Here is a 21,653-nt window from a genome sequence, read left to right on the forward strand (position 1 = left end):
ATCGTTTTGCTCGATTGTACAAAGACTTACGCTGCGCGGACGTTGGTCAAGAACCTGCCGACCTCGTTCTTCAGCCGGCCGGAATCGTTCGACAGCATCTGTGCCGCCGACAGCACCTGCGAGGAGGCCGTGCCCGTCTCGGTCGCGCCGCGCTGCACGTCGGTGATGTTGGAGGAGACCTGCTGCGTGCCCTGCGCGGCCTGCTGCACGTTGCGGGCGATCTCCTGCGTCGCCGCGCCCTGCTCTTCCACTGCGGCGGCGATCGCCGAGGAGATTTCCGACAGGCGTTCGATGGTCGAGGAGATCTCCTTGATGGCGCCGACGGAGTCATTGGTCGCCGCCTGGATGCCGGAGATCTGCTGGCCGATCTCGCCGGTCGCCTTCGCGGTCTGCTCGGCGAGCGCCTTCACCTCGGAGGCCACCACGGCAAAGCCACGGCCGGCTTCACCGGCACGGGCGGCCTCGATGGTCGCGTTCAGCGCCAGCAGGTTGGTCTGGCCGGCGATGGTGTTGATCAGTTCGACGACGTCGCCGATGCGGGACGCCGCCTTGGACAGCTCGCTGACGCGCTCGGTGGTGGCGCGGGCCTGGCCGACGGCGTCGCCCGCCATCCGCGCCGATTCCTGCACCTGACGGCTGATCTCGCCGACCGACGAGGCCATCTCCTCGGTCGCCGAGGCCACCGACTGCACGTTGGTCGAGGCTTCTTCCGAAGCGCCAGCCACGGTGGTGGCCAGCCTCTGGGAGCGTTCGGCGGTCGACGTCAGCGTCGACGCCGAGGCCTCCAGCTGGGTCGAGGCCGACGACACGGTCTGGACGATCTCGCCGATCATGGTTTCGAATTCGCGGGTGATGTTGTCGACGCGGCGGCCGCGCTCGATCTTGGCTTCGGCATCGGCGGCCGCAGCCTCGTCGGCGGCCTTCTTGGCGATCAGCGCCTCCTTGAAGATCTGGAGCACGTCGGCCATCGCGCCGATCTCCGTCTTCTCGCCGCGATGCGGGACGTCGGCGGAGAGATCGCCCTTGCCCAGGGCCTGCATCGGCTCGGTGATGGAAGCGATCCCGCTGGAGACGTCGCGGACGAGATAGACGCTGAGAGCAATGCCGATCAGGACGGCGGCGCCGAGAATGACCGAAACCAGCATCAAGGCGTAGGAATAGCTGTCGGCGGCATCCTGAGCGGCCTGTTCGCCGCCCTTGGTGTTGAGCTCGATGTCCTTGTTCAGGACCTCATCCGCCTGCAGTCCGATCTTGTTGACCGTCTTGGAGTTGAGCTCCTGCGCCTCGCGCGGGATCTTGCCGGCCTCCTTGCGCGACAAGGCCATCACCTCCTCAGTGCCCTTCTTGTATTCGTCCCAGAGCTTGGACCACTGGCTGTAGAGCGCCCGCTCTTCCGGGGAGCTGATCATGGGCTCGTACTTGGCGCGCACCTTGGCGAGCGCCTCGCTCACCGTGGCGGCGGTCTTCTCCGTCGCGAGCTTGTCGTCCAGAGCTTCGGCCAGCATGTGCTGACGAACCACGTTGCGATACGTGATGACGCTGGCCCGCAGGTCGCCGATCACCCGCACGCTGGGCATCCAGTTCGCGGTGATGTCGGTGGTGTTGGCATTCATCGACCGCATCTTCACGACGGCGAGCAGACCCATACCGGTCATCGCGACCAGCAGGAACGCCACGACACTAATGATCTTGGCGCGGATGGAAAGCTTGGCAAACATAATCGGGGTCTCGTTGTGCTGGCGCGAGCGCGCGTCGGAAGCTCTAAGAATCAACCAAAAGGAGCAGCGCCGACATCAGACAGCAGACCATCTGCTGAGATGTTAACTACGACTCCGTACGAGTACGGAAAGCGAAAGAAATGAACAGGCGCCTAAGGACGCCCTGCGCTCAGCGCATGAGCCTAAGCGCATCCGAGAAGAAGTCGGGACCACCGAAGTTTCCAGACTTCAACGCGAGCAGCATGTCGCCCGCTTCGGCACCGACGGCACGCAGCACCGGGACTCCCGCAGCGATCTCCGCGCCGACAAGGAAGCCAGGAATTTCGAGGCGGTCGACGACCGCACCGGAGGTCTCGCCGCCGGCCACGATCAGCCGCCGAACACCTGATTTTACTAGGTTTTCCGCAATGTCGGCCATCGTCTGCTCGATGGCGTGACCGGCCGCGTCGCGGCCGTGGCGGGCCTGCAGGGCCGCGACCTGATCCGGCGTCGAGCTCGAGGCGATCAGCACCGGACCTTCGGCCAACCGGGGCCTCGCCCAGTCCAGCGCACGCTGCGCCTCGCCCGGTCCCGTAAGAATACGGTCCGGATCGAGATGGAGCACCGGCATGACTTTTTCGGCGCTGGCGATCTGCTTCAGCGTCGCCTGCGAGCAGCTTCCGGCAAGGCATGCCGCCGTTCCGCCGACGGCCGCTCCGGCCGCGCTGCTCGCCGCCGCGGGCTTGACCTTGCCCGTCGACACCAGCGCCCGCGCCAGTCCAAGGCCGATGCCGGAGGCCCCGACCGACAGGCCATGTTCGCCGGCGACGAGGCCGATGGTTTCGAGGTCGCGGTCGAAGACGGCATCGATGATGGCGGCACCGATGCCTTGGGCCTCAAGCTCGGCCAGCCGCGCCCGCACGGCGTCCGTACCACGCGCGACGGTGGCGAGGTCGACGAGGCCGATCTTCGTCCCGCTCTGACGCGCGAGCACGCGCACCAGATTGGAATCATGCATCGGATTGAGCGGATGGTCCTTCAGCGGGCTCTCGTTCAGCGGCACGGCGCCGACGAAGAGGTTGCCCTGGTAGACCGTGCGACCGGTCTCCGGGAAGGCCGGCGTCACCAGCACGGCTCCCTCGCTGCAATCGGCGCGCAACGCGTCCATGACGGGGCCGATATTGCCGGCGTCGGTGGAATCGAAGGTCGAGCAGATCTTGAACAGCACATGGCTCACACCGCGGCTGCGCAGCCATTTGTCGGCCGCGCGCGAGCGCGACACGGCAAGTCCCGCCTCGATCGAGCGACTCTTCAGAGACACCACGACAGCGTCGACCTCGGGCAGCGCGAGATCGTCGGCGGGGATGCCGATGGTCTGCACGGTGCGCAGGCCCGCGCGCGTCAGCGTGTTGGCGAGATCGGAGGCGCCGGTATAATCGTCGGCGATGCAGCCCAACGCAAGGGTCACGGCTTCACTCCCGCGTAAGGCTTGAACCAGGCGAGGCCCTCGGTGGTCTTGCCACGCGGATTGTATTCGCAGCCGACGAAGCCGGCATAGCCGAGGCGGTCGAGCTCTTGGAACAGGAACGGATAGTTCAGCTCCTCGCCGTCGGGCTCGTTGCGCGAGGGGATGCTGGCGATCTGGACGTGGCCGATGATCGGCATCATCTCGCGCAACCGCATCGTCACGTCGCCATGAATGATCTGGCAGTGATAGATGTCGAACTGGAGTTTCAGGTTCGAAAGCCTCAGCTCCTGGATCAGGTCGCGGGCGAAGCCGAAATCGTTGAGGAAGTAGCCGGGCACGTTGCGCGCGTTGATCGGCTCGATCACGATGTCGATGCCGTGGGGCGCGAAGAATTCCGCGGCCCATGCCACCGACTTGTAGAAGGCCTCGATCGCGACGCGCTCACCGCGGTTGGCGATGCCGGCCATCAGATGCAGGCGCTTGACGCCGGTCGCCTTGGCGTAAGGCAGCGCCGTCTCCAGGCTCGCCTTGAGATCGTTGAAACGCGAGGGGAGCGCCGCAAAGCCCTTCTCGCCAGCATTCCAGTCGCCCGGAGGCAGGTTGAACAGCGCCTGGGTCAGGCCGTTGCGCTTGAGACGCTCGCCGACCGCTTCGGCGGGATGCTCGTACGGAAAGAGAAACTCGACCGCGGTGAAGCCGGCTTGCGCAGCGGCATCGAAACGATCGAGGAACGGCACCTCGGTGAACATCATCGAGAGATTGGCGGCAAAACGGGGCATGGGAGTCCTCTTCGTTACTTGTCGCCGGGCAGCTTCACACCGGTGACCTGCGCATACATGCGCGCGACCGAGGCGTCGTCATCGCGGCCCATGCCGGCGGCAGCCGTCATCAAGAACATCTGGAGTGCGGCGGCAGAGACCGGCACCGGGAATCGCGCGCTGCGCGCCATGTCCTGGATGATGCCGAGGTCCTTGACGAAGATCTCGACGGCGCTGCGCGGCGTGTAATCGCCGTCGAGCACGTGCGGCATGCGGTTCTCGAACATCCAGGAATTGCCGGCGGAGGCGGTGATCACCTCATAGACCTTGCGGATGTCGAGGCCCTGCTTGGCCGCGAAGGCCATCGCTTCCGATGCGGCGGCGATGTGCACACCGGCCAGCAACTGGTTGATCATCTTGAAGGCGGCGCCCTGACCAGCGGCATCGCCGAGCTCGTAGAGTTTCGCAGCCATGGCATCGAGCGCCGGCCGGGCCTTTGCGAACGCGGCGGAGCTGCCGGAGGCCAGGATCGTCAGCTCGCCTTGCGCGGCGCGCTGCGCGCCGCCGGAGATCGGCGCATCCAGATAAAGCCGGCCGGTTGCCTCCAGCTGCTTGGCGAGGCGCCGCGCCACTTCGGGATCCATGGTGGCGGAGGAGATGAAGACGCTGCCCTTTGGCATGGTCTCGGCGGCCCCGTCCTTGCCGAACAGGATCGCCTCGGTCTGGGCGGCGTTGACCACGACGCTGACGACGATGTCGGCGTCCTTGGCAGCCTCGGCCGGCGTCTTTGCGCCCGCCCCGCCGTCCTTCACGAAGCGCGCCACTGCGTCAGCCGAAACGTCACAGCCGGTAACCGCGTGGCCGGCGCGCTTCAGCGAGGTCGCCATGCCATACCCCATCGAGCCGAGCCCGATGACGGCGATGCGCTGTTTTTGAGACGTGGAGGCGGACATATGCAACTGACCCTTGCGAACGTTTCCTGGACGGCCGGCCTTTGCGGCGGCTCGGCGAACCGATAACACGGCTTGGCCGCGCTGCCAAAGCGTGAGACAAGCGGACATGACGGCCATGAGAACTGAAACCAGCGACGAGACGAGGCTGCGCGAGGACATCTGCCGCTTCGGACGGTCCCTGTTCGAGCGCGGGCTGACGCCGGGATCCTCCGGCAATATCAGCGTCCGCCTCGACGGCGGCGGCTGGCTGGTGACGCCGACCAACGCCTCGCTCGGTTTCCTTGATCCGGCAAAGCTGTCACGGCTGGACGCGGAGGGTAAGCTGGTTTCGGGGGATGCCCCGACCAAGGAAGTTCCGCTGCACACCGCGCTCTACGACACGCGCGGCACTGCGCATGCGATCGTGCATCTGCATTCCACTCATTCGGTCGCGCTCTCGATGCTGCCGGAGATCGACCCGCGCGCCGCGCTGCCGCCGATGACCGCCTATTATTTGATGAAATGCGGCGCCACCGCGCTCGTGCCTTACTACCGCCCCGGCGATCCCGCGGTCGCCGCTGCGATCAAGGGCCTGGCGGGGAAATATTCATCGGTGCTGCTCGCCAATCACGGCCCGGTCGTCGCCGGCGACACGCTGGAGGCGGCGGTGTTCGCGACCGAAGAGCTGGAGGAAACGGCGAAGCTGTATCTGCTGCTGCGCGGGCTGAACCCGCGCTATCTGTCGCCGGAGCAGGTGAACGATCTGGTGAAGGTGTTCGGGGTGACGCTGCCGGAGCATGGGCACGAACCACACACACCGACGTCATCCTGAGGTGCGCCCGGCGCGATGCTTTGCATCGCGCCGGGCGCCTCGAAGGATGGGCTACGGGTGCTCGCGGCTCATCCTTCGAGGCGCGCAAGGGCGCGCACCTCAGGATGACGGCTGAATTTGCCGCGCCAGAAAGCTAAAGCCCCAGATACGCCTTCCTGACATCCGGATTGCCCTTGATCTCCGCGGCGGGGCCCTGCATCAGCACGCGGCCGGTTTGCAGGATGTAGGCGCGGTCGGCGATCTCGAGGCACTCGGCCATGCGCTGCTCGACGATCAGGACGGTCATGCCGCTGTCGCGGATCAGCTTCACCGCCTGGAAGATCTCGTCGACCAGCTTCGGCATGATGCCCTGCGAGGGCTCGTCGAGCATCAGAAGCCGCGGGCGCGTCATCAGCGCGCGGCCGATGGCGAGCATCTGCTGCTCGCCGCCGGAGAGCGTCTCGGCGCGCTGCTCCAAACGTTCCTGAAGGCGCGGAAACAGCTTGAAGACGAGATCGAGCGGCGCCTCGCGGTCGGCCTCGCCGCGATAGAGATAGCTGCCGAGGCGCAGATTGTCGCGCACCGACAGGCGCGGAAACAGGCGGCGGTTCTCCGGCACATAGGCGATGCCGGCCGCCGTGATGTGATGCTGCGCCATGCCGTTGATCTGCTTGCCGTCGAAGGTCACGCTGCCCGAGCGCGGACGCTCGGCACCGGCGATCGACTTCAGCAAAGTCGACTTGCCGGCACCGTTGGCACCGGCAACGCAGACGATCTCACCCTTGGTGACCTCGATACTGACCGCGGAGATCGCGACCAGACCCTGATAGGCGGTCGTGACTTCACGCACCGACAGCATGACGATCTCCCAGATATGCCTTGATCACCTTGGGATCGCGGACCACTTCAGCGGGCTTGCCCTCGACCAGGACCTTGCCGAGGTCGAGCACGATGGCGCGGTCGACCAGCGGCATCACGATCTCCATGACGTGCTCGACCATCAACACGGTGATGCCGGCATCGCGCACCTTGCGCACCAGGGCAACGCCGGTCTGCGCCTCGGTCGGCGTGAGGCCGGTGAGGACTTCGTCGAGCAGCAGCAGCTTCGGCTCGGTCGCGAGCGCACGGGCGACTTCGAGGCGGCGCTTCTCGGCCGGCACGAGGTCGCTCGCGAGCACGTCCGCGCGCGCGGCAAGGCCGGTGAACTCGAGCACCTCATGCGCCTTGCGACGTGCCTCGCGCATCACGGTGTTGCGCACGAGGGCACCGACGATGACGTTGTCGATGACGGTCATGGTCTCGAAGCTCTTGACCACCTGGAAGGTGCGCCCCACCCCGCGCTGGCAGCGCGCGGCCGCCGGCATGTGGGTGACGTCCTCGCCGTCGAATAGGATCGAGCCTTGCGTCGGCGGCAAGACGCCGGCGATGAGATTGAACAGCGTCGACTTGCCGGCGCCGTTGGGGCCGATCAGGCCGACGATCTCGCCGCGGCCGACCGAGATCGAGACGTCGCTGTTGGCAACGAGGCCGCCGAATCGCTGCCAGACGCCACGGGTTTCGAGAAGCGCGGTCATCGGGCAGCTCCCGTCTTCTTCGGGCGCGAGAACAGGCTGAGCAGTCCCCGCGGCAAGGCCAGCGAGATCAGGACGATCAGCGTGCCGTAGACGATGAGGTCGACGCCGCGCCCCGAACCGCCGAACTTGAAGCGCGTCAGCTCGGTCAATGGGATCAGGATGGCGGCCCCTAACACCGGCCCCCACAGGGTGCCGATGCCGCCGAGCACGGCGGGCAGCGCCATCAGCAGCGAAAACTGGAAGCCCATGACGCTCTCAGGGTCGATGTAGGAGACGAACTGGGCGTAGAAGCTGCCGCCGACCGCGACCAGGAAGGCAGAGACCGCGGCCGCGCCCATCTTGGAGTTGAACACGTCGACACCGAGGCTCTCGGCTGCATCCGGATTGTCCTTCACCGCACGCCACCAGAAACCCCATTTGGAGTTCTCCAGCCACCAGGTGACGAACCAGGCGAGGCAGCACAGCACCAGCGCGAAATAGAAGTACGGCAGCTTGGTGCGCAGGAACTGGAATTTCAGCCAGCTGTCGCCGCGGATCGGAATGGTGATGCCCATGGCGGCGCCGGCCCATTCCCAGTTGTGGAACAGCAGCAACCCGATCTCGGCGATGACGATGGTGGCGATCACGAAGTAATGGCCACGCAGGCGGAAGAAGGGATAGCCGAGCCCCATCGCGATCAGCGCCGACACCACGCCGCCGGCCAGCATGCCGAACCAGGGCAGCACGCCGAACTTGGTGAACAGCAGCTCGGTGGTGTAGGCCCCGAGGCCGAAATAGAGCGCATGGCCCAGCGAGATCTGCCCGCAATAACCGGACAGGATGTTCCAGCTCTGCGACAAGCCCGCATACATCAGCGTCAGGATCAGGATGTTCTGGACGACGACGTCCTTCACGAACAATGGCGTCGCTGCGGCAATCGCGGCGAGCACCGCGGCGATGATGAGGTCGCGGCGGCGCCGCGCTGCAAATTCCTTGTCCATCAGATCGATCCGAACAGGCCGCGCGGCCGGATGAAGACGACCAGCAGATAGACCGCGTAGATGCCGACCGACTTCAGCGACGGCGGCAGCACCAGCGCGGTGGTGGCTTCGACGAGACCGACGATGATGCCGCCGGCGAAGGCGCCGAACACGCTGCCGAAGCCGCCGAGCGCCACCGTGACATAGGCGATCAGGGCGAAGGACGCCCCGACGTCGGGATAGATGTAGAAGAAGCTCGCCATGATCGCGCCGGCGAGACCGACCAGCGCGGCACCGAGGCCCCAGCCGAACGCAAACACGCGGTTCTTGTCGATGCCGACCAGCGCGACCGCACCGGGATCTTCGCGGGTGGCTTCCAACGCGCGGCCGAAATCGGTGCGATGGATGAAGAAATAGAGACCGGCGAAGGCGAGGATCGAGACCAGTGCGCCGAACAGCTGCGGCTCGGGCAGGAAGATGCCGGCAATCGAGACAGTCTTGCCGCCGAGCCAGGACTGCGGAATGCTGCGATAGTCCGGCGTAAAGAAGAACTGCGCGAGGCCGCGCATCACGATGGCAAGGCCGAACGTGGTGAAGATCTGCACCATACCGGCATTGGCCTTGGCCCGCATCGCGAAGCGTACGATCAAGAGGTAGATGACCGCTCCGAACACGAACAGGGCCGCGGCGACCAATGGCGCGGACAGCAAGGGGTCGATGGCGAAGAACGCGAACAGGAAGAAGGACAGGTACATCGCGATCATCAGGAACTCGCCATGGGCGAAGTTCGTGACGTCCATCAGGCCGAAAATCAGCGCGAGGCCGACCGCGATCAATCCGTAGAGCAGGCCCATGAGCAGGCCGCTCGCGAGACTCTGGATAATGGCTTGGGCTGTCAAAAGTCTGTCCCCCGAAATAGATCCTCATCCTGAGGAGCGCGCACAAGCGCGCGTCTCGAAGGATGGCCCAGCCCTCGTCCTTCGAGACGCGGGCTGCGCCCGCTCCTCAGGATGAGGGCGGGAGCTACGTCTGAGCTCCCGCGTTGCAAGTCTTACTTCATCGGCCAGACCGCTTCCGCAATCGCGGCCTGCGGCGGGAAGATGGTGACGAACTTGCCGCCGATATATTGCAGCAGCACCGGATCGGCATCGTTGTTCTGGCCCATCTCGTCGAACTTGACGCGCTTCCAGGGCATGATGGTCTGCTCGCCCGGGATGTCGGTCGCCGCCAGCGCATCGCGGATCTTCTCGCCGTCGGTCGACTTGGCGCGGCTGATGGCATCGGCCAGGATGATCAGGCCCATGAACTGGCGCGAGGTGAGGTCGTTGAAGTCCTTGCCCGAGCGCGCCTTGAACATGTCGTTGATCTTGCCGACCATCGGGCGCTTCTGCGCGAGGTCGAGCGAGAAGGTGCCGCGCGAGATCACGCCCTCGAGCTTGTCGCCGACGGCATCGTAGAGCGCCTTCTCGGAGAAGCCGGCGTCCTGCGCCACGATCGCATTCGGCTTGTAGCCGAGCTCGGCCATGGTCTTGACCAGGAGGATGCCGTCGGTGGTGTAGCTCGAGGGCATCAGCACGTCGGCGTTCGCGGATTTGAGCTGCTGCACCTCGGCCGAGAGCGAGGGCGAGTTGGCGCGATACTTGATGTCGGTGACGATCTTGTAGCCGCGCTCGCCGGCGATCTTGGCCTGGGCGTTGCCGGAGTCGGTGCCGAAGATGGTGTCCTCGTGGAACAGCGACAGCGTCTCGATCTTGGTGCCCTTCTTCTTCATGGCGTCGAAGAAGTCGAACATGGCGGCCGAGTACATCTCGTCATGCGGCGCGGCGCGGAAATAGTATTTCAGGCCGCGGCGATGCAGGCTGGGCGAGGAATTGTCGGCGGAGACGAACGGAACCTGATAGCGCTCGCAGATCTGGCTGACGGTGACGGCAACCGCGCTCTGATAGGTGCCGATGATGGCGGAAACCTTCTCCTGCGTGATCAGGCGTTCGGCTTCGGCGCGGCCCTTCTGCGGATCGGCCTGGTGGTCGGCGAACACGAGGCGCACCTTGGCGCCGCCGAGACCCGGCAGGCCCTCGCCCTTGGCCAGCGGCAGGTCGAAATCGGTGTCCTTGTTGATGACTTCGAGCGCGGTCTCATAGGCCTTCTGCGCGTCGACGCCCTGCTGCGCGCTGCCGCCGGAGAACGGATAGATCACGCCGATCACGACTTCCGAAGTCTGTGCGCGTGCAGCCAGCGGCACCAGCGCAGCGGTGGCGGTGGCACCCAACAATACGTCGCGGCGAGTGATCGTCATGGCGGAGTCCTCTTTGACTGAATTTCAGCTGATCGAATGAAGCGATTGATGGATGCGGTAAAGCTCGAAGAAGCAGCAAACGCTGCCCACTAAATCACGGCCATGGTCCTGTTCTTGAGATCGGTCACCAGCATCAGGCCGGGCGAATGCGTGATGGCGAACGGGAGCTTGGCGGCATTGATGACCGATTGCGGTGTGACACCGCAGGCCCAGAATACCGGAATCTCGTCGTCGGCGACGGGCACCGGATCGCCGTAGTCGGGCTTGGCGATGTCCTTGATGCCGATCAGGTGCGGATGACCGAGATGCACGGGCGCACCGTGCACGGCGGGATAGCGCGAGGTGATCTGCACCGCGCGGATCGCGTCCGCCGGCTTGAATGGGCGCATCGACACCACCATGGGACCGGCGAACGGACCGGCCTCGCCGCAGGCGATGTTGGTGCGGTACATCGGCACGCGCACATTGTGCTCGATGTGGCGGATCGGCATGCCCTCGTCGAGCAAAGCCTCTTCGAACGAGAACGAGCAGCCCAGCACGAAGGTCACGAGATCGTCGCGCCAGTAGCGTTTCACATCGGTCGGCTCGTCGACGACCTCGCCGTCGCGCCAGACGCGATAGCGCGGCACGTCGGTGCGGATGTCGAGATCGGCGCCGAGCGAAGGGATGAAAGGACTGCCGACGTCTGACATGCCGATGATCGGGCACGGTTTTGGATTGAGCTGGCAGAAGCGGTGAAAGGCGCCGGCATATTCGGCTGGCAGGATCGCCAGATTGCCCTGGACGAAGCCGGGGGCCGCCCCGGCGGTGGAAGCGACCAGCCCCTCGCGATAGGCGAGCCGGGCCTTGCGGCTCGGGAGCGTGTCGGGCGTTTCAGTTTGCTGCGCTGCCACCAAAACAGTCATGTGATCGACCTGCCTATAAACTCGACAAAGACAAGCCAACACCAAGCGTGCTATAAAGTCTAATCGTCGTTTCTAATCAATCTCGATAAATCTGATTTATCGACTGGGAAAATCCTTCCAATGCTGGACTTCAGGTCGATCGAGACGTTCCTCTGGGTTGTGAAGCTCGGCAGCTTTCGCGGCGCCGCGCAACGGCTGAACACCACCCAGCCGGCGATCTCCCAACGCATCGCGCAGCTCGAGCGCGAGATGGGCGTAAAGCTCCTCAATCGCGATCATCGCGTGGCCTCGCCGACCCCGAGTGGCCGGCAGATGATGGTCTATGCGGAGAAGCTGATCGGCCTGCGTGCGCAGATGATGGCGGAGATCAGCGATGCCTCCGCGATGCGCGGCGTGATGCGGCTCGGCGTCGCCGAGACCATCGTGCACACCTGGCTGCCGCGCCTCGTGAAGAGCGTCAACCAGGTCTATCCGAACCTGTCGCTGGAGATCGAAGTGGACATCACGCCGAACCTGACCGCGCGCCTGCTCGCGCAGGAGATCGAGCTTGCGTTCGTCGTCGGACCGCTGTCCGCCTCCGGCGTCCACAACCGCGTGCTCGCCGATTATCCGATCGGGTTTCTCGCAAGTCCCTCGCTTGGCCTCGGCAAGGGCCCGGTGACGCCGGCGGAGCTTGCGCGATTTCCGATCATCACCTTCCCGCGCAAGACCAAGCCCTACGAGGTCGTGCGCGAGGTGTTCGACCGGCCCGAGCTGCCGCCGATCCGCCTGCATGCCTCCGCCTCGCTGGCGACCGTCATCCACATGGCGGTCGAGGGGCTCGGCGTCGCCGTGATCCCCGACGCCATCGTCGAGAACGAGCTTGCGGACGGGCGGCTGCAGCTACTCGACACCGATCTCGCCATCGCGCCGCTGACTTTCACCGCGAGCTGGCTCGCCTCGCCCGACGTCGTCGCCGTGGAGCGCGTCGCCGAGCTGGCACGGCAGATTGCGCAGAGCAGCCTCGCGGTTGACGCGCCCGCGCTGGCGGGTCATTGAAAAAGGCGCCGGACAACCTTCAACGTCATTCCGGGGCGATGCGACAGCATCGAGCCCGGAATCTCGAGATTCCGGGTTCGCCCTGCGGGCGCCCCGGAATGACAGCGATCAATGGAAGAGACGCATGAGCCGAGCCGTCACCAACCTGCAAATCGATTCCGCCCGCCTCTGGGGCTCCATCCACGAGACCGCGCAATTCGGCGCGACGGCCAAGGGCGGCGTGCGGCGGCTGACGCTGAGTGCCGAGGACAAGCAGGTGCGCGACTGGTTCCGCAAAGCCTGCGAGGACGCCGGCCTCGAGGTGCATACCGACGCGCTCGGCTCGCAGTTCGGCCTGCGCAAGGGGCGCGACATGTCGAAGCTGCCGGTCGGCATCGGCTCGCATCTCGACACCCAGCCGACCGGCGGCAAGTACGACGGCATCCTGGGCACGCTCGGCGCGCTGGAAGTGATCCGCACGCTGAACGACGCCGGCATCGAGACCGACGCGCCGATCTGCGTCGTCAACTGGACCAACGAGGAAGGCTCGCGCTTCGCGCCTGCGATGATGGCCTCCGCGGCCTATGTCGGCGATTTCACCACCGACGACATTTTGTCGCGCAAGGACATCGACGGCACCACCGTCGGCCAGGCGCTCGACAGCATCGGCTATCGCGGCGACAAGCCGGTCGGCTTCCAGAAGCTCGGCTGCTTCGTCGAGCTGCACATCGAGCAGGGTCCGATCCTGGAGGCCGAGGGCAAGACCATTGGCGTGGTCGATTCCGGCCAGGGCGTGCTCTGGTACGACGGCAAGATTTCCGGCTTCGAGAGCCATGCGGGCTCGACGCCGATGCCGCTGCGGCGCGATGCGCTGGCGACGCTCTCCGAGATCGTGCTGGCGATGGAAGCGATCGCGAAGAAGCACGGGCCGAAAGCCGTCGGCACCATCGGCGAGGCCGTGATCGCAAATCCCTCGCGCAACGTCATTCCCGGCGAGATCGCCTTCACCGTGGATTGCCGCAGCGCCGACGGCGCGATCATGGACGCGCTCGACCGCGACCTGCGCGCCGCGACTGCCGAGATCGCCGCGCGCCGCAAGGTCGAGGTGAAGCTCGATCTGGTCTGGCGCAAGCCGCCGACGCATTTCGATCCCAAGCTCATTGCGGCGGTCGAGAACGCGGCCAAGACGCTCGGCTATTCCTCGCGCCGCATCACCTCCGGCGCCGGCCATGACGCCTGCAACCTCAACACCAAGATGCCGGCGGCAATGGTGTTCGTGCCGTGCAAGGACGGCATCAGCCACAATGAGCTGGAAGACGCGACGCAGCCCGACTGCGCCGCCGGCACCAACGTCCTCATGCATACCGTGCTGGCGATCGCCGGCGTCGCGTCCTGACCGGAGAGAGCCATGCGCGGAGTTTTCGTCGACGCCAACGAACCCCTCGCCGTGATCATGGAGCGGCTCACGAAACCCGGCGATCCCGAGGTGCGCATCCACAGGGATCCCGACATCAAGCCCGAGCAATACCCTGAAATCCTCGGCGGCGCGGAGATCGCGATCGTCGATCACACGGCTCTTCCGACCGAAGTCGCGAAGAAGTGCGCAGGCCTGAAGCACGTCGTGTTCCTCGGCACCGGCGCGCGCAGCTACATGAATCCGGAGGAACTCGCCGAACTCGGCATCTCCGTGCACCTGATCAAGGGTTATGGCGACACGGCCGTGGCGGAATCCGCGATCGCGCTGATGTGGGCCTCGGCCCGCGTCATCGCGATGATGGACCGCGAGATGCGCGCGGGCAGCTGGCTGCGCGAAGACGGTATGCAGCTCACCGGCAAGACTCTCGGCCTGATCGGCTTCGGCGGCATCGCAGCCGAGGTCGCGCGTATCGCGTCCGGCAGCGGCATGAAGGTGATCGCCTGGAACCGCTCGCCGAAGAGCCATCCGGGCGTCGAGTTCACCGATCTCGACACGGTGCTGGCGAGGAGCGACGTGGTATCGCTGCATCTACTGCTCAACGACGAGACGCGCGGCATGATCACGCGCGACAGGATCTTTGCGATGAAGCGCGGCGTCATCCTCGTCAACACCGCCCGCGCCGCGATCGTCGACGAAGCCGCCATGATCGAGGCGCTGAAGTCGGGCCATATCCGCCATGCCGGCCTCGACGTCTTCAACATCGAGCCGCTGCCTGCGGATCATCCGCTGACCAGGATTCCGAACGTGACGCTGTCGGCGCATTCGGCGTTCCGGACGCCGGAGGCGAGTGAGAACCTGATTGAAGCGGCATGGGTCCACTGCCGCCGGATCGTGAAGGGATAAGAGCAACAACAATGGCCGACTATCGCATCATCAAGGCAGAGCCGCTCACCAACGCCATCCGCGCCATCGTCAAGGCCGGCGGTTCCTCGGACCGCGAGGCCGAGCTCGTCTCCACCAATCTCGTCGAGGCCAATCTCAAGGGCCACGACTCCCACGGCGTCGGCATGATCCCCCGCTATGTCCAGAGCGTCACCAATGGCGGCCTTGCCGTGAACGCGCATGTCAAGATCGTGCTCGACACCGGTCCGCTCCTCACCCTGGACGGCCTCACCGGCTACGGCCAGGTGATCGGCCATGAAGCGATGGAGCTGGCGGCCGAGCGCGCCAAGAAAAACGGCGTGTGTCTCGTCGGCCTCTCCAATTCGCATCATATCGGCCGCATCGGCCATTGGGCCGAGCAGTGCATCGACCACGGGCTGGTCTCGATCCACTTCGTCAACGTGATCTCGCGCCCGATCGTGGCGCCCTGGGGCGGCAGCGATCCGCGCCATGGCACCAACCCGTTCTGCGTCGGCATCCCGCGCAGGGGCAAAGAGCCGATCGTGCTCGACTTCGCCACCAGCCGGATCGCGCAAGGCAAGACACGCGTCGCCCACAACAAGGGCGTAGAGCTCGAGCCCGGCACCATCATCGACAATGAAGGCAAGCCCACGACCAACCCGCGCTACACCGTGATCCCGCCGTACGGCGCCATCCTGCCGTTCGGCGAGCACAAGGGTTCGGGGCTCGCGCTGGTATGCGAGATCCTCGGCGGCGCGCTCTCCGGCGGACAGGTGGTCAAGGGCCCGTCCGACGGCAAGTACAACGTCCTCAACGGCATGCTCTCGATCGTCATCGACCCCGGCAAGCTCGGCACCGGTGAAAACCTCGCGAGCGAGGTCGAGAGCTTTGTCGCCTGGCACACCGGCTCGCCGCCGGCGCCCGGCGTCGACAAGATCAAGATCGCCGGCGAGCCCGAACGAGCGACCAAAAAGAAGCGCCTCGCTGAAGGCATTCCGGTCGATCCGACCACCTGGCAGGAGATCATCGAGGCCGGGAAGACGTTCGGGCTGGATCAGGCGGCGATCGAGAAGATCGCGGGGTGAGCCAGAACGAGGCACATCGCTCGGCATCATCCAGGCCTCCTGCACAATCACGCAGGACGGTATGCGCTAATGCGAAGCTCCTGGAACGGATTTGAACCGGCCTGCGTCGTCTCGCGACAATGCGGATATCCCGGTCCAACGTCCGCCCCCGAGGTTCACGTGTTCTCCCGTCTTGCAAAGCTTATGTCCGGCTCGACCGAGCCGTCACTCGCAGCTGACCTCTACCAGCAACGGCTCGCGATCTATGAGAGCGAGCTTGGCGAACCCGAGCACAGCTTCACCGACAGCGCCGAGCGCCGCATTGACATCCATGCCTTTGGCCGCGATTTCGTGCCCGCATGCCAGGAAGGGTCTGACGAAGGCTACGTCCTGCTGACCAACGGCATGAGCGAACAGCGAATGCCGGGGGTGCGTGGGGATGCGAAGCGTCGTGTCGAGCTGATGTGGTACGTCCGCGAGCCGACGCCGGATGTTTGCGACAATCTGCGCTGGCTCGCCAATTTGCCGTTCATCGACACGACCTGGTTCGGCTTCGGTCACCGCGTCGCGTTGCCGAGGCCGCCGGTTGCCGGAACGGACTTCCAGACGTTCCTGTTTCTCACCCCGATCATCGGCCCCGACAAGTGCATCGCCGAGACGCTGGAGATCGCGGGCGATCCCGTGGAGATCCTGACCGTGAATCTGATCTCGCATCAGGAGCTCGCGCTCATCAAGCGCAGGGGGCTCGATCCGTTTCTCGATCTGCTCGATGAGAATGACTATCCGCCGATCTTCGATCCGGCGCGGAAATCGTATGTGTAGGTGCGCCCCACCTTCTCCCCTTGTGCGAGAAGGTGGCGCGAAGCGCCGGATGAGGGGTTCTCTCCGCGAAGAGCAATTCCGCGACTGAGAGGTCTGTCTCCGCGGAGAGAACCCCTCACCCGGCTTCGATGCTTCGCATCGAAGCCACCCTCTCCCACAAGGGGAGAGGGAAAGGCAGCCCGCTAATCCACCATATCCGCGACCGCCTTGCCGCACGCCGTGGTGTCGGCATTGCCGCCGAGGTCCTTCGTCCGCAACGTACGCTCTGCCAGCGTGCGCTCGATCGCCTCGACGATCGACTTGCCGGCGACCTTCTCGCCGAGATGCTCGAGCATCATCGCGCCCGACCAGATCGCGCCGATCGGGTTGGCGATGCCCTGCCCCGCGATATCGGGCGCCGAACCGTGCACCGGCTCGAACACCGACGGGAAATCGCCTTCGGGGTTGATGTTGCCTGATGGCGCGATGCCGATGGTGCCGGTGCAGGCCGGGCCGAGGTCGGAGAGGATGTCGCCGAACAGGTTCGACCCGACCACGACGTCGAACCAATCCGGGTGCAGCACGAAATTCGCGGTCAGGATGTCGATGTGGTACTTGTCCCACTTCACACCCGGAAACTTCTTGGCCATCGCCTCCACGCGCTCGTCCCAATAGGGCATGGTGATGGAGATGCCGTTCGACTTGGTCGCCGATGTCAGGTGCTTCTTCGGCCGCGACTGGGCGAGCTCGAAGGCGAATTTCAGGATGCGGTCGACGCCGGTGCGGGTCATCACCGTCTGCTGCGTGACGAATTCGCGATCGGTGTCGGGGAACATGCGGCCGCCGACCGAAGAATACTCGCCTTCGGTGTTTTCGCGCACCACCCAGAAATCGATGTCGCCAGGCTTGCGGTTGGCCAGCGGGCACGGCACGCCGGGCATCAGCCGGACCGGACGGAGGTTCACGTACTGGTCGAACTCGCGACGAAACTTGATCAGCGAGCCCCACAGCGAGACGTGGTCGGGAATCTTGGCCGGCCAGCCGACCGCGCCGAAATAGATCGCGTCGTGCTTGCCGATCTTCTCCTTCCAGTCGTCTGGCATCATCTGACCGTGCTTCTCGTAATAGTCCCAGGACGAGAAGTCGAAATGGTCGAAATGAAGGGAGACCCCGTGCTTCTTCGCCGCAGCCTCCAGGACGCGCAGGCCCTCGGGCATCACTTCCTTGCCGATGCCATCGCCGGGAATGACCGCGATCCGGTATTGCTTCTTGCTCATCGAGAACGTCCTTGGTTGGTCCGGCAGCCGCCGTCTTTTTTTGACCGCACTGCAATGGACCAAACGCTTCGGTCATGCAACGCTGCACTGCAATGTTGACGATGGCGCGGCCGAGCGCCTACTGATTTTATCCCGTTCCTGTCCTGCGAGTACCCCTCATGGATCTGCATCTGCGTGGCAAGCGCGTCCTGATCACGGGCGCGTCCAAGGGCATTGGCGCTGCCGCCGCCGAGGCGTTTGCCGAGGAAGGCGCGAACCTGCTGCTCGCCGCTCGCAACGGCGACCAGCTCAAGGCGCTGGCCGACCGCTTGCGCGGCGCGCACCAGATCGATGCTGCAACGAGCATCGTCGATCTGCGCAAGCCTGAGGACGTGGCGCGGCTTGCAAAGGAAGCCGCCGACATCGACGTGCTCGTCAACAATGCCGGCGACATCCCCGGCGGCTCCATCGACAAGATCGACGAAGCGGCCTGGCGGCACGCCTGGGAATTGAAGGTGTTCGGCTATATCAACCTCACGCGGTACATCTACGCGCAGATGAAAGCGAAGGGTGGCGGCGTCATCGTCAACGACATCGGCGCAGCCGGCGAGAAGTTCGACGCCAACTACATCTGCGGCAGCGCCGGCAATGCCGCGCTGATGGCTTTCACCCGCGCGCTCGGGGGAAAAAGCCTTGCCGACAACATCCGCGTGGTCGGCATCAATCCCGGCCCGGTCGGCACCGACCGCCACGTCACGCTGCTGAAGACGCGCGCCAAGCACCAGTTCGGCGACGAGAGCCGCTACAAGGAATTCCAGAAGAGCCTGCCGCTCGGGCGGCCTGCGCATGCGCGCGAGATCGGCGACCTCATGGCATTCCTGGCCTCGGATCGCGCCGGGTATACGTCGGGCGTGATCTACACGGTCGACGGCGGCATCAGCGCCGGTTGGGGTTAGTTGTCCAGGAATCTCTGAAGCACCGTCGTTCCGGGGCGATGCGAAGCATCGAACCCGGAACCTCGAGATTCCGGGTTCGCCCTTCGGGCGCCCCGGAATGACAATCAAGAGGTAGGAGTAAAATAATTGTCTCAAGACCTGATCCGCGAAACTGCTTGCGCCGTCGTCGACAAGTTGCGCTCAGGCGACGTCTCGCCGCTCGAGCTGCTCGATGTGCTGGAGAAGCGCATCAGTGAGGTCGACGGCAAGGTCAATGCGCTGCCGACACTCTGTTTCGACCGCGCGCGGGACAGCGCCAAGGCGTTGATGCGCGAACCCGCCGGCGCGCGGGGACTGCTCGCCGGCCTGCCGCTGCCGATCAAGGATTTGACCGACGTTGCGGGCGTCCTCAACACGCAGGGCTCGCCGATCTTCAAGGACAATATTTCCGCCAAGTCCGACCTCATGGTCGAGAACCTCGAGGCCAACGGCGCGGTGGTCTACGCCAAATCCAACACGCCGGAGTTCGGCGCCGGCGCCAACACCTTCAATGAGGTGTTCGGTGCGACGCTCAATCCCTGGGATACTTCTAAATCCGCGGCGGGCTCTTCCGGTGGCGCCGCGGTAGCGCTGGCCACCGGCATGGCCTGGCTGGCGCAGGGCTCCGACATGGGCGGCAGTCTGCGCAGCCCCGCGGCCTTCTGCGGCGTCGTCGGCATGCGCCCGAGCATCGGCCGCGTCGCACATACCCCAAAATCCGGCATCGATCGCAATCTCGGCGTTGTCGGTCCGATGGCACGCAACGTCGAGGATCTCGCGCTGCTGCTCGATGCCATGAGCGGCGACTATGCCGACGATCCCTTGTCACTGCCGACACCCGTGACCTCGTTCCTGTCGGCGGCACAGGCCGGCAGGAAGCCGAAGCGCATCGCCTATTCGCCCGATCTCGGCATCACCCCTGTCGATCCCGAGGTGAAGGCGATCACGCGCAAGGCCGCGGAGCGCTTTGCCGAGGCCGGCGCCATCGTCGAGGAGGCGCATCCCGACTGGCGCGAGGCGCATGAGTGCTTCCACGTGTTGCGCGCCTTCGATTTCGCGATCAGCAAGGCCAATCTGCTGAGGACCAAGCGCGACCTGCTCAAGCCCGAGGTGATCTGGAACATCGAGGAAGGCCTCAAGCTCACGGTGGAGCAGCTCGAACGCGCCGAGGCGCAGCGCGTCGGCATGACCGCGCGCGCGGTCGAGTTCTTCAAGACCTACGACCTGCTGTTGACGCCGACCACGATCGTGCCGCCCTTCCCGATCGAACACCGCTATGTCGCCGAATGTGCCGGCAAGAAATTCGAGAACTACGTCGAATGGCTCGGCATCGTCTACGCCATCACGCTCGCCTGCTGCCCCTCGCTGTCGCTGCCGTGCGGCTTCACCGCATCGGGGCTGCCTGTCGGCGTGCAGGTGGTCGGCGCCCCGCGCGCGGACGCGCAGGTGATCGCGGGGGCGAAGGTGCTGGAGGACATTCTCGGCTTGCGCGGCAACACGCCGATTGATCCGAAGGTGAAGACGTAACGCGAGCTACAGCACGTGCTCTGTCGTTCCCCTCTCCCCTTGTGGGAGAGGGTGGCTCGCCGCGTGGCGGCGAGACGGGTGAGGGGTATCGCTCCGCGAGTGAATCTCTCACAGGGAATATGAGGATAGAACCCCTTATCCGGCGCTTCGCGCCACCTTCTCCCACAAGGGAGAAGGAAGCTCGCTTCACCTCCCGCTCGCCCCCTCCAGGCTGCGGCTGTAGCGCGACATCGCGAAGCAGAACACGAAATAGATCGCAGCGACGAAGATGTAGACTTCGACCGAGAATTGCTGCCAGGCCGGATCGATGATCGCGGTCTTTGCCGTCGTCAAGAGGTCGAAGATACCGATGATGAGGACGAGGCTGGTGTCCTTGAAGAAGGCGATGAAGGTGTTGACCAGCGGCGGGATGACGTGGCGGATCGCCTGCGGCAGGATGATCAGACGATGCTTGCGCCAGTAGGACAGCCCGAGCGCATCGGCGGCTTCATACTGCCCGCGCGGCACGGCCTGGAGGCCGCCGCGGACGATTTCCGCAAGATAGGCGCCCGCGAACAGGATGATCGCGATCTGCGCACGCAGCAGTTTGTCGATGTTGAATCCGCTGGGCATGAACAGCGGGAACATCACGCTCGCCATGAACAGCAGGCTCACCAACGGCACGCCGCGGATCAGCTCGACATAGAGCACGCTGAGCGAGCGGATCGCCGGCAGCTTCGAGCGCCGGCCGAGCGCGACGAGGATGCCGAGCGGGAAGCCGAAGGCGAGCCCGAACGTCGCGAGGATCAGCGTCACCGGCAGGCCGCCCCAACGGTCCTGCGAGACGAACGACAAGCCGAGCACGCCGCCCCACATCAGCACGCTGATCAGCGCGAGCGCGCCGATCCAGAGCAAGACGAGCTCGCGCCGCCACAACGCGCGGCGGGTCGAGAGATAGAACAACGCGATGAACAGCACGACCGACAGCGCAGGCCGCCACTGCTCGTCGAACGGATAGGTGCCGAACAGGATGAAGCGGTACTTCTCGGGGATGATCGCCCAGCAGGCGCCGACGCCGCGGACCGCGCGGCAGGCGCTGGAGTCGTTCGCGGGCGTCAGCCAGACGGCGTTGGCGATGCCCCACTGGACGAAGCTGAAGACGGCCTTCGCGAGGATCGCGAGCAGCACGATCGAAAGAACGCCGTTCGGGATCGACGAGAACAAATTGGTGCGCAGCCAGCGCAACACCGGGTTGCCCGTTTGCGGGCGGCGAGCAGCGCGCGGCGCATCGGGGATGTCGGCGATCACAGTCATG

The 21,653-nt window shown here is 65.1% G+C and carries 20 protein-coding genes; 8 read left to right on the forward strand and 12 right to left on the reverse strand.

Going from position 1 to position 21,653, the window contains the following annotated elements; translation table 11 throughout:
* Positions 1–26 precede the first annotated feature (26 nt).
* The 4 genes from TSA1_RS26845 to ltnD form a co-directional block, all read right to left on the reverse strand.
* Entirely contained in the window at positions 27–1,718 is a 1,692-nt protein-coding gene (locus TSA1_RS26845; protein WP_100178967.1) for a methyl-accepting chemotaxis protein, read from the reverse strand.
* 169 nt (positions 1,719–1,887) lie between these two features.
* The gene (gene otnK, locus TSA1_RS26850; protein ID WP_100178968.1) at positions 1,888–3,165 is read right to left on the reverse strand and encodes a 3-oxo-tetronate kinase; all 1,278 of its coding nucleotides are present in this window, start codon (positions 3,163–3,165) and stop codon (positions 1,888–1,890) included.
* Complete coding sequence (gene otnI / locus TSA1_RS26855; protein WP_100178969.1) at positions 3,162–3,944, reverse strand: 2-oxo-tetronate isomerase; 783 nt, start codon at positions 3,942–3,944, stop codon at positions 3,162–3,164. Before otnI ends, otnK begins: the two co-directional genes overlap by 4 nt.
* Positions 3,945–3,958: 14 nt before the next feature.
* Entirely contained in the window at positions 3,959–5,035 is a 1,077-nt protein-coding gene (gene ltnD, locus TSA1_RS26860; protein ID WP_347338556.1) for an L-threonate dehydrogenase, read from the reverse strand.
* Here ltnD and otnC point away from each other — a divergent pair.
* Positions 4,983–5,687 carry a 3-oxo-tetronate 4-phosphate decarboxylase gene (gene otnC / locus TSA1_RS26865; protein ID WP_174719091.1) on the forward strand — a complete coding sequence of 235 codons (705 nt, stop codon included), beginning with the start codon at positions 4,983–4,985 and terminating at the stop codon, positions 5,685–5,687. The two genes, ltnD and otnC, sit on opposite strands and share 53 nt — an antisense overlap.
* 133 nt (positions 5,688–5,820) lie before the next feature.
* Here otnC and TSA1_RS26870 read toward each other — a convergent pair whose 3' ends face one another.
* The 6 genes from TSA1_RS26870 to TSA1_RS26895 all read right to left on the reverse strand — a co-directional run bounded on the left by TSA1_RS26870 (position 5,821) and on the right by TSA1_RS26895 (position 11,400).
* On the reverse strand, positions 5,821–6,525 hold the full coding sequence (locus TSA1_RS26870) for an ABC transporter ATP-binding protein (protein WP_100178972.1): 705 nt from the start codon (positions 6,523–6,525) through the stop codon (positions 5,821–5,823).
* A complete protein-coding gene (locus TSA1_RS26875; protein ID WP_100178973.1) occupies positions 6,509–7,240 on the reverse strand; it encodes an ABC transporter ATP-binding protein in 732 nt (243 codons plus the stop codon). The genes TSA1_RS26870 and TSA1_RS26875 overlap by 17 nt, the downstream gene beginning before the upstream one ends.
* Positions 7,237–8,220 carry a branched-chain amino acid ABC transporter permease gene (locus tag TSA1_RS26880; RefSeq protein ID WP_100178974.1) on the reverse strand — a complete coding sequence of 328 codons (984 nt, stop codon included), beginning with the start codon at positions 8,218–8,220 and terminating at the stop codon, positions 7,237–7,239. Before TSA1_RS26880 ends, TSA1_RS26875 begins: the two co-directional genes overlap by 4 nt.
* Positions 8,220–9,053, reverse strand: a complete 834-nt coding sequence (locus tag TSA1_RS26885) for a branched-chain amino acid ABC transporter permease (protein WP_245448587.1) — start codon at positions 9,051–9,053, stop codon at positions 8,220–8,222. The genes TSA1_RS26880 and TSA1_RS26885 overlap by 1 nt, the downstream gene beginning before the upstream one ends.
* A gap of 197 nt (positions 9,054–9,250) precedes the next feature.
* Positions 9,251–10,495 (reverse strand): ABC transporter substrate-binding protein, encoded by a 1,245-nt coding sequence (locus TSA1_RS26890; protein ID WP_100178976.1) that lies wholly within the window; start codon positions 10,493–10,495, stop codon positions 9,251–9,253.
* Between the two features lie 89 nt (positions 10,496–10,584).
* Complete coding sequence (locus TSA1_RS26895) at positions 10,585–11,400, reverse strand: putative hydro-lyase (RefSeq protein ID WP_100178977.1); 816 nt, start codon at positions 11,398–11,400, stop codon at positions 10,585–10,587.
* 120 nt (positions 11,401–11,520) lie between these two features.
* Here TSA1_RS26895 and TSA1_RS26900 point away from each other — a divergent pair, with 120 nt between their 5' ends.
* The 5 genes from TSA1_RS26900 to TSA1_RS26920 all read left to right on the forward strand — a co-directional run bounded on the left by TSA1_RS26900 (position 11,521) and on the right by TSA1_RS26920 (position 16,623).
* A complete protein-coding gene (locus TSA1_RS26900) occupies positions 11,521–12,438 on the forward strand; it encodes a LysR family transcriptional regulator (RefSeq protein ID WP_100178978.1) in 918 nt (305 codons plus the stop codon).
* Between the two features lie 124 nt (positions 12,439–12,562).
* Entirely contained in the window at positions 12,563–13,813 is a 1,251-nt protein-coding gene (locus TSA1_RS26905) for a Zn-dependent hydrolase (RefSeq protein WP_100178979.1), read from the forward strand.
* A 12-nt stretch (positions 13,814–13,825) separates the two neighbouring features.
* The gene (locus TSA1_RS26910; RefSeq protein WP_100178980.1) at positions 13,826–14,737 is read left to right on the forward strand and encodes an NAD(P)-dependent oxidoreductase; all 912 of its coding nucleotides are present in this window, start codon (positions 13,826–13,828) and stop codon (positions 14,735–14,737) included.
* Positions 14,738–14,748: 11 nt separating this feature from the next.
* The gene (locus TSA1_RS26915; RefSeq protein ID WP_100178981.1) at positions 14,749–15,822 is read left to right on the forward strand and encodes a malate/lactate/ureidoglycolate dehydrogenase; all 1,074 of its coding nucleotides are present in this window, start codon (positions 14,749–14,751) and stop codon (positions 15,820–15,822) included.
* Between the two features lie 159 nt (positions 15,823–15,981).
* Positions 15,982–16,623, forward strand: coding sequence for a suppressor of fused domain protein (locus TSA1_RS26920; protein WP_100178982.1), 642 nt, complete (start codon positions 15,982–15,984; stop codon positions 16,621–16,623).
* A gap of 182 nt (positions 16,624–16,805) precedes the next feature.
* Here TSA1_RS26920 and TSA1_RS26925 read toward each other — a convergent pair whose 3' ends face one another.
* Complete coding sequence (locus TSA1_RS26925; RefSeq protein WP_100178983.1) at positions 16,806–17,879, reverse strand: tartrate dehydrogenase; 1,074 nt, start codon at positions 17,877–17,879, stop codon at positions 16,806–16,808.
* 158 nt (positions 17,880–18,037) lie between these two features.
* Here TSA1_RS26925 and TSA1_RS26930 point away from each other — a divergent pair, with 158 nt between their 5' ends.
* Together TSA1_RS26930 and TSA1_RS26935 are read left to right on the forward strand one after the other, a co-directional pair.
* Complete coding sequence (locus tag TSA1_RS26930; RefSeq protein ID WP_100178984.1) at positions 18,038–18,814, forward strand: SDR family oxidoreductase; 777 nt, start codon at positions 18,038–18,040, stop codon at positions 18,812–18,814.
* A 126-nt stretch (positions 18,815–18,940) separates the two neighbouring features.
* Positions 18,941–20,359, forward strand: coding sequence for an amidase (locus TSA1_RS26935; protein WP_100178985.1), 1,419 nt, complete (start codon positions 18,941–18,943; stop codon positions 20,357–20,359).
* 186 nt (positions 20,360–20,545) lie between these two features.
* On the opposite strand, the gene TSA1_RS26940 is transcribed toward TSA1_RS26935, so the two are convergent.
* On the reverse strand, positions 20,546–21,652 hold the full coding sequence (locus TSA1_RS26940; RefSeq protein ID WP_100178986.1) for an amino acid ABC transporter permease: 1,107 nt from the start codon (positions 21,650–21,652) through the stop codon (positions 20,546–20,548).
* Position 21,653 lies beyond the last annotated feature (1 nt).

The sequence above is a fragment of the Bradyrhizobium nitroreducens genome, from assembly GCF_002776695.1.
GTDB lineage: Bacteria > Pseudomonadota > Alphaproteobacteria > Rhizobiales > Xanthobacteraceae > Bradyrhizobium > Bradyrhizobium nitroreducens.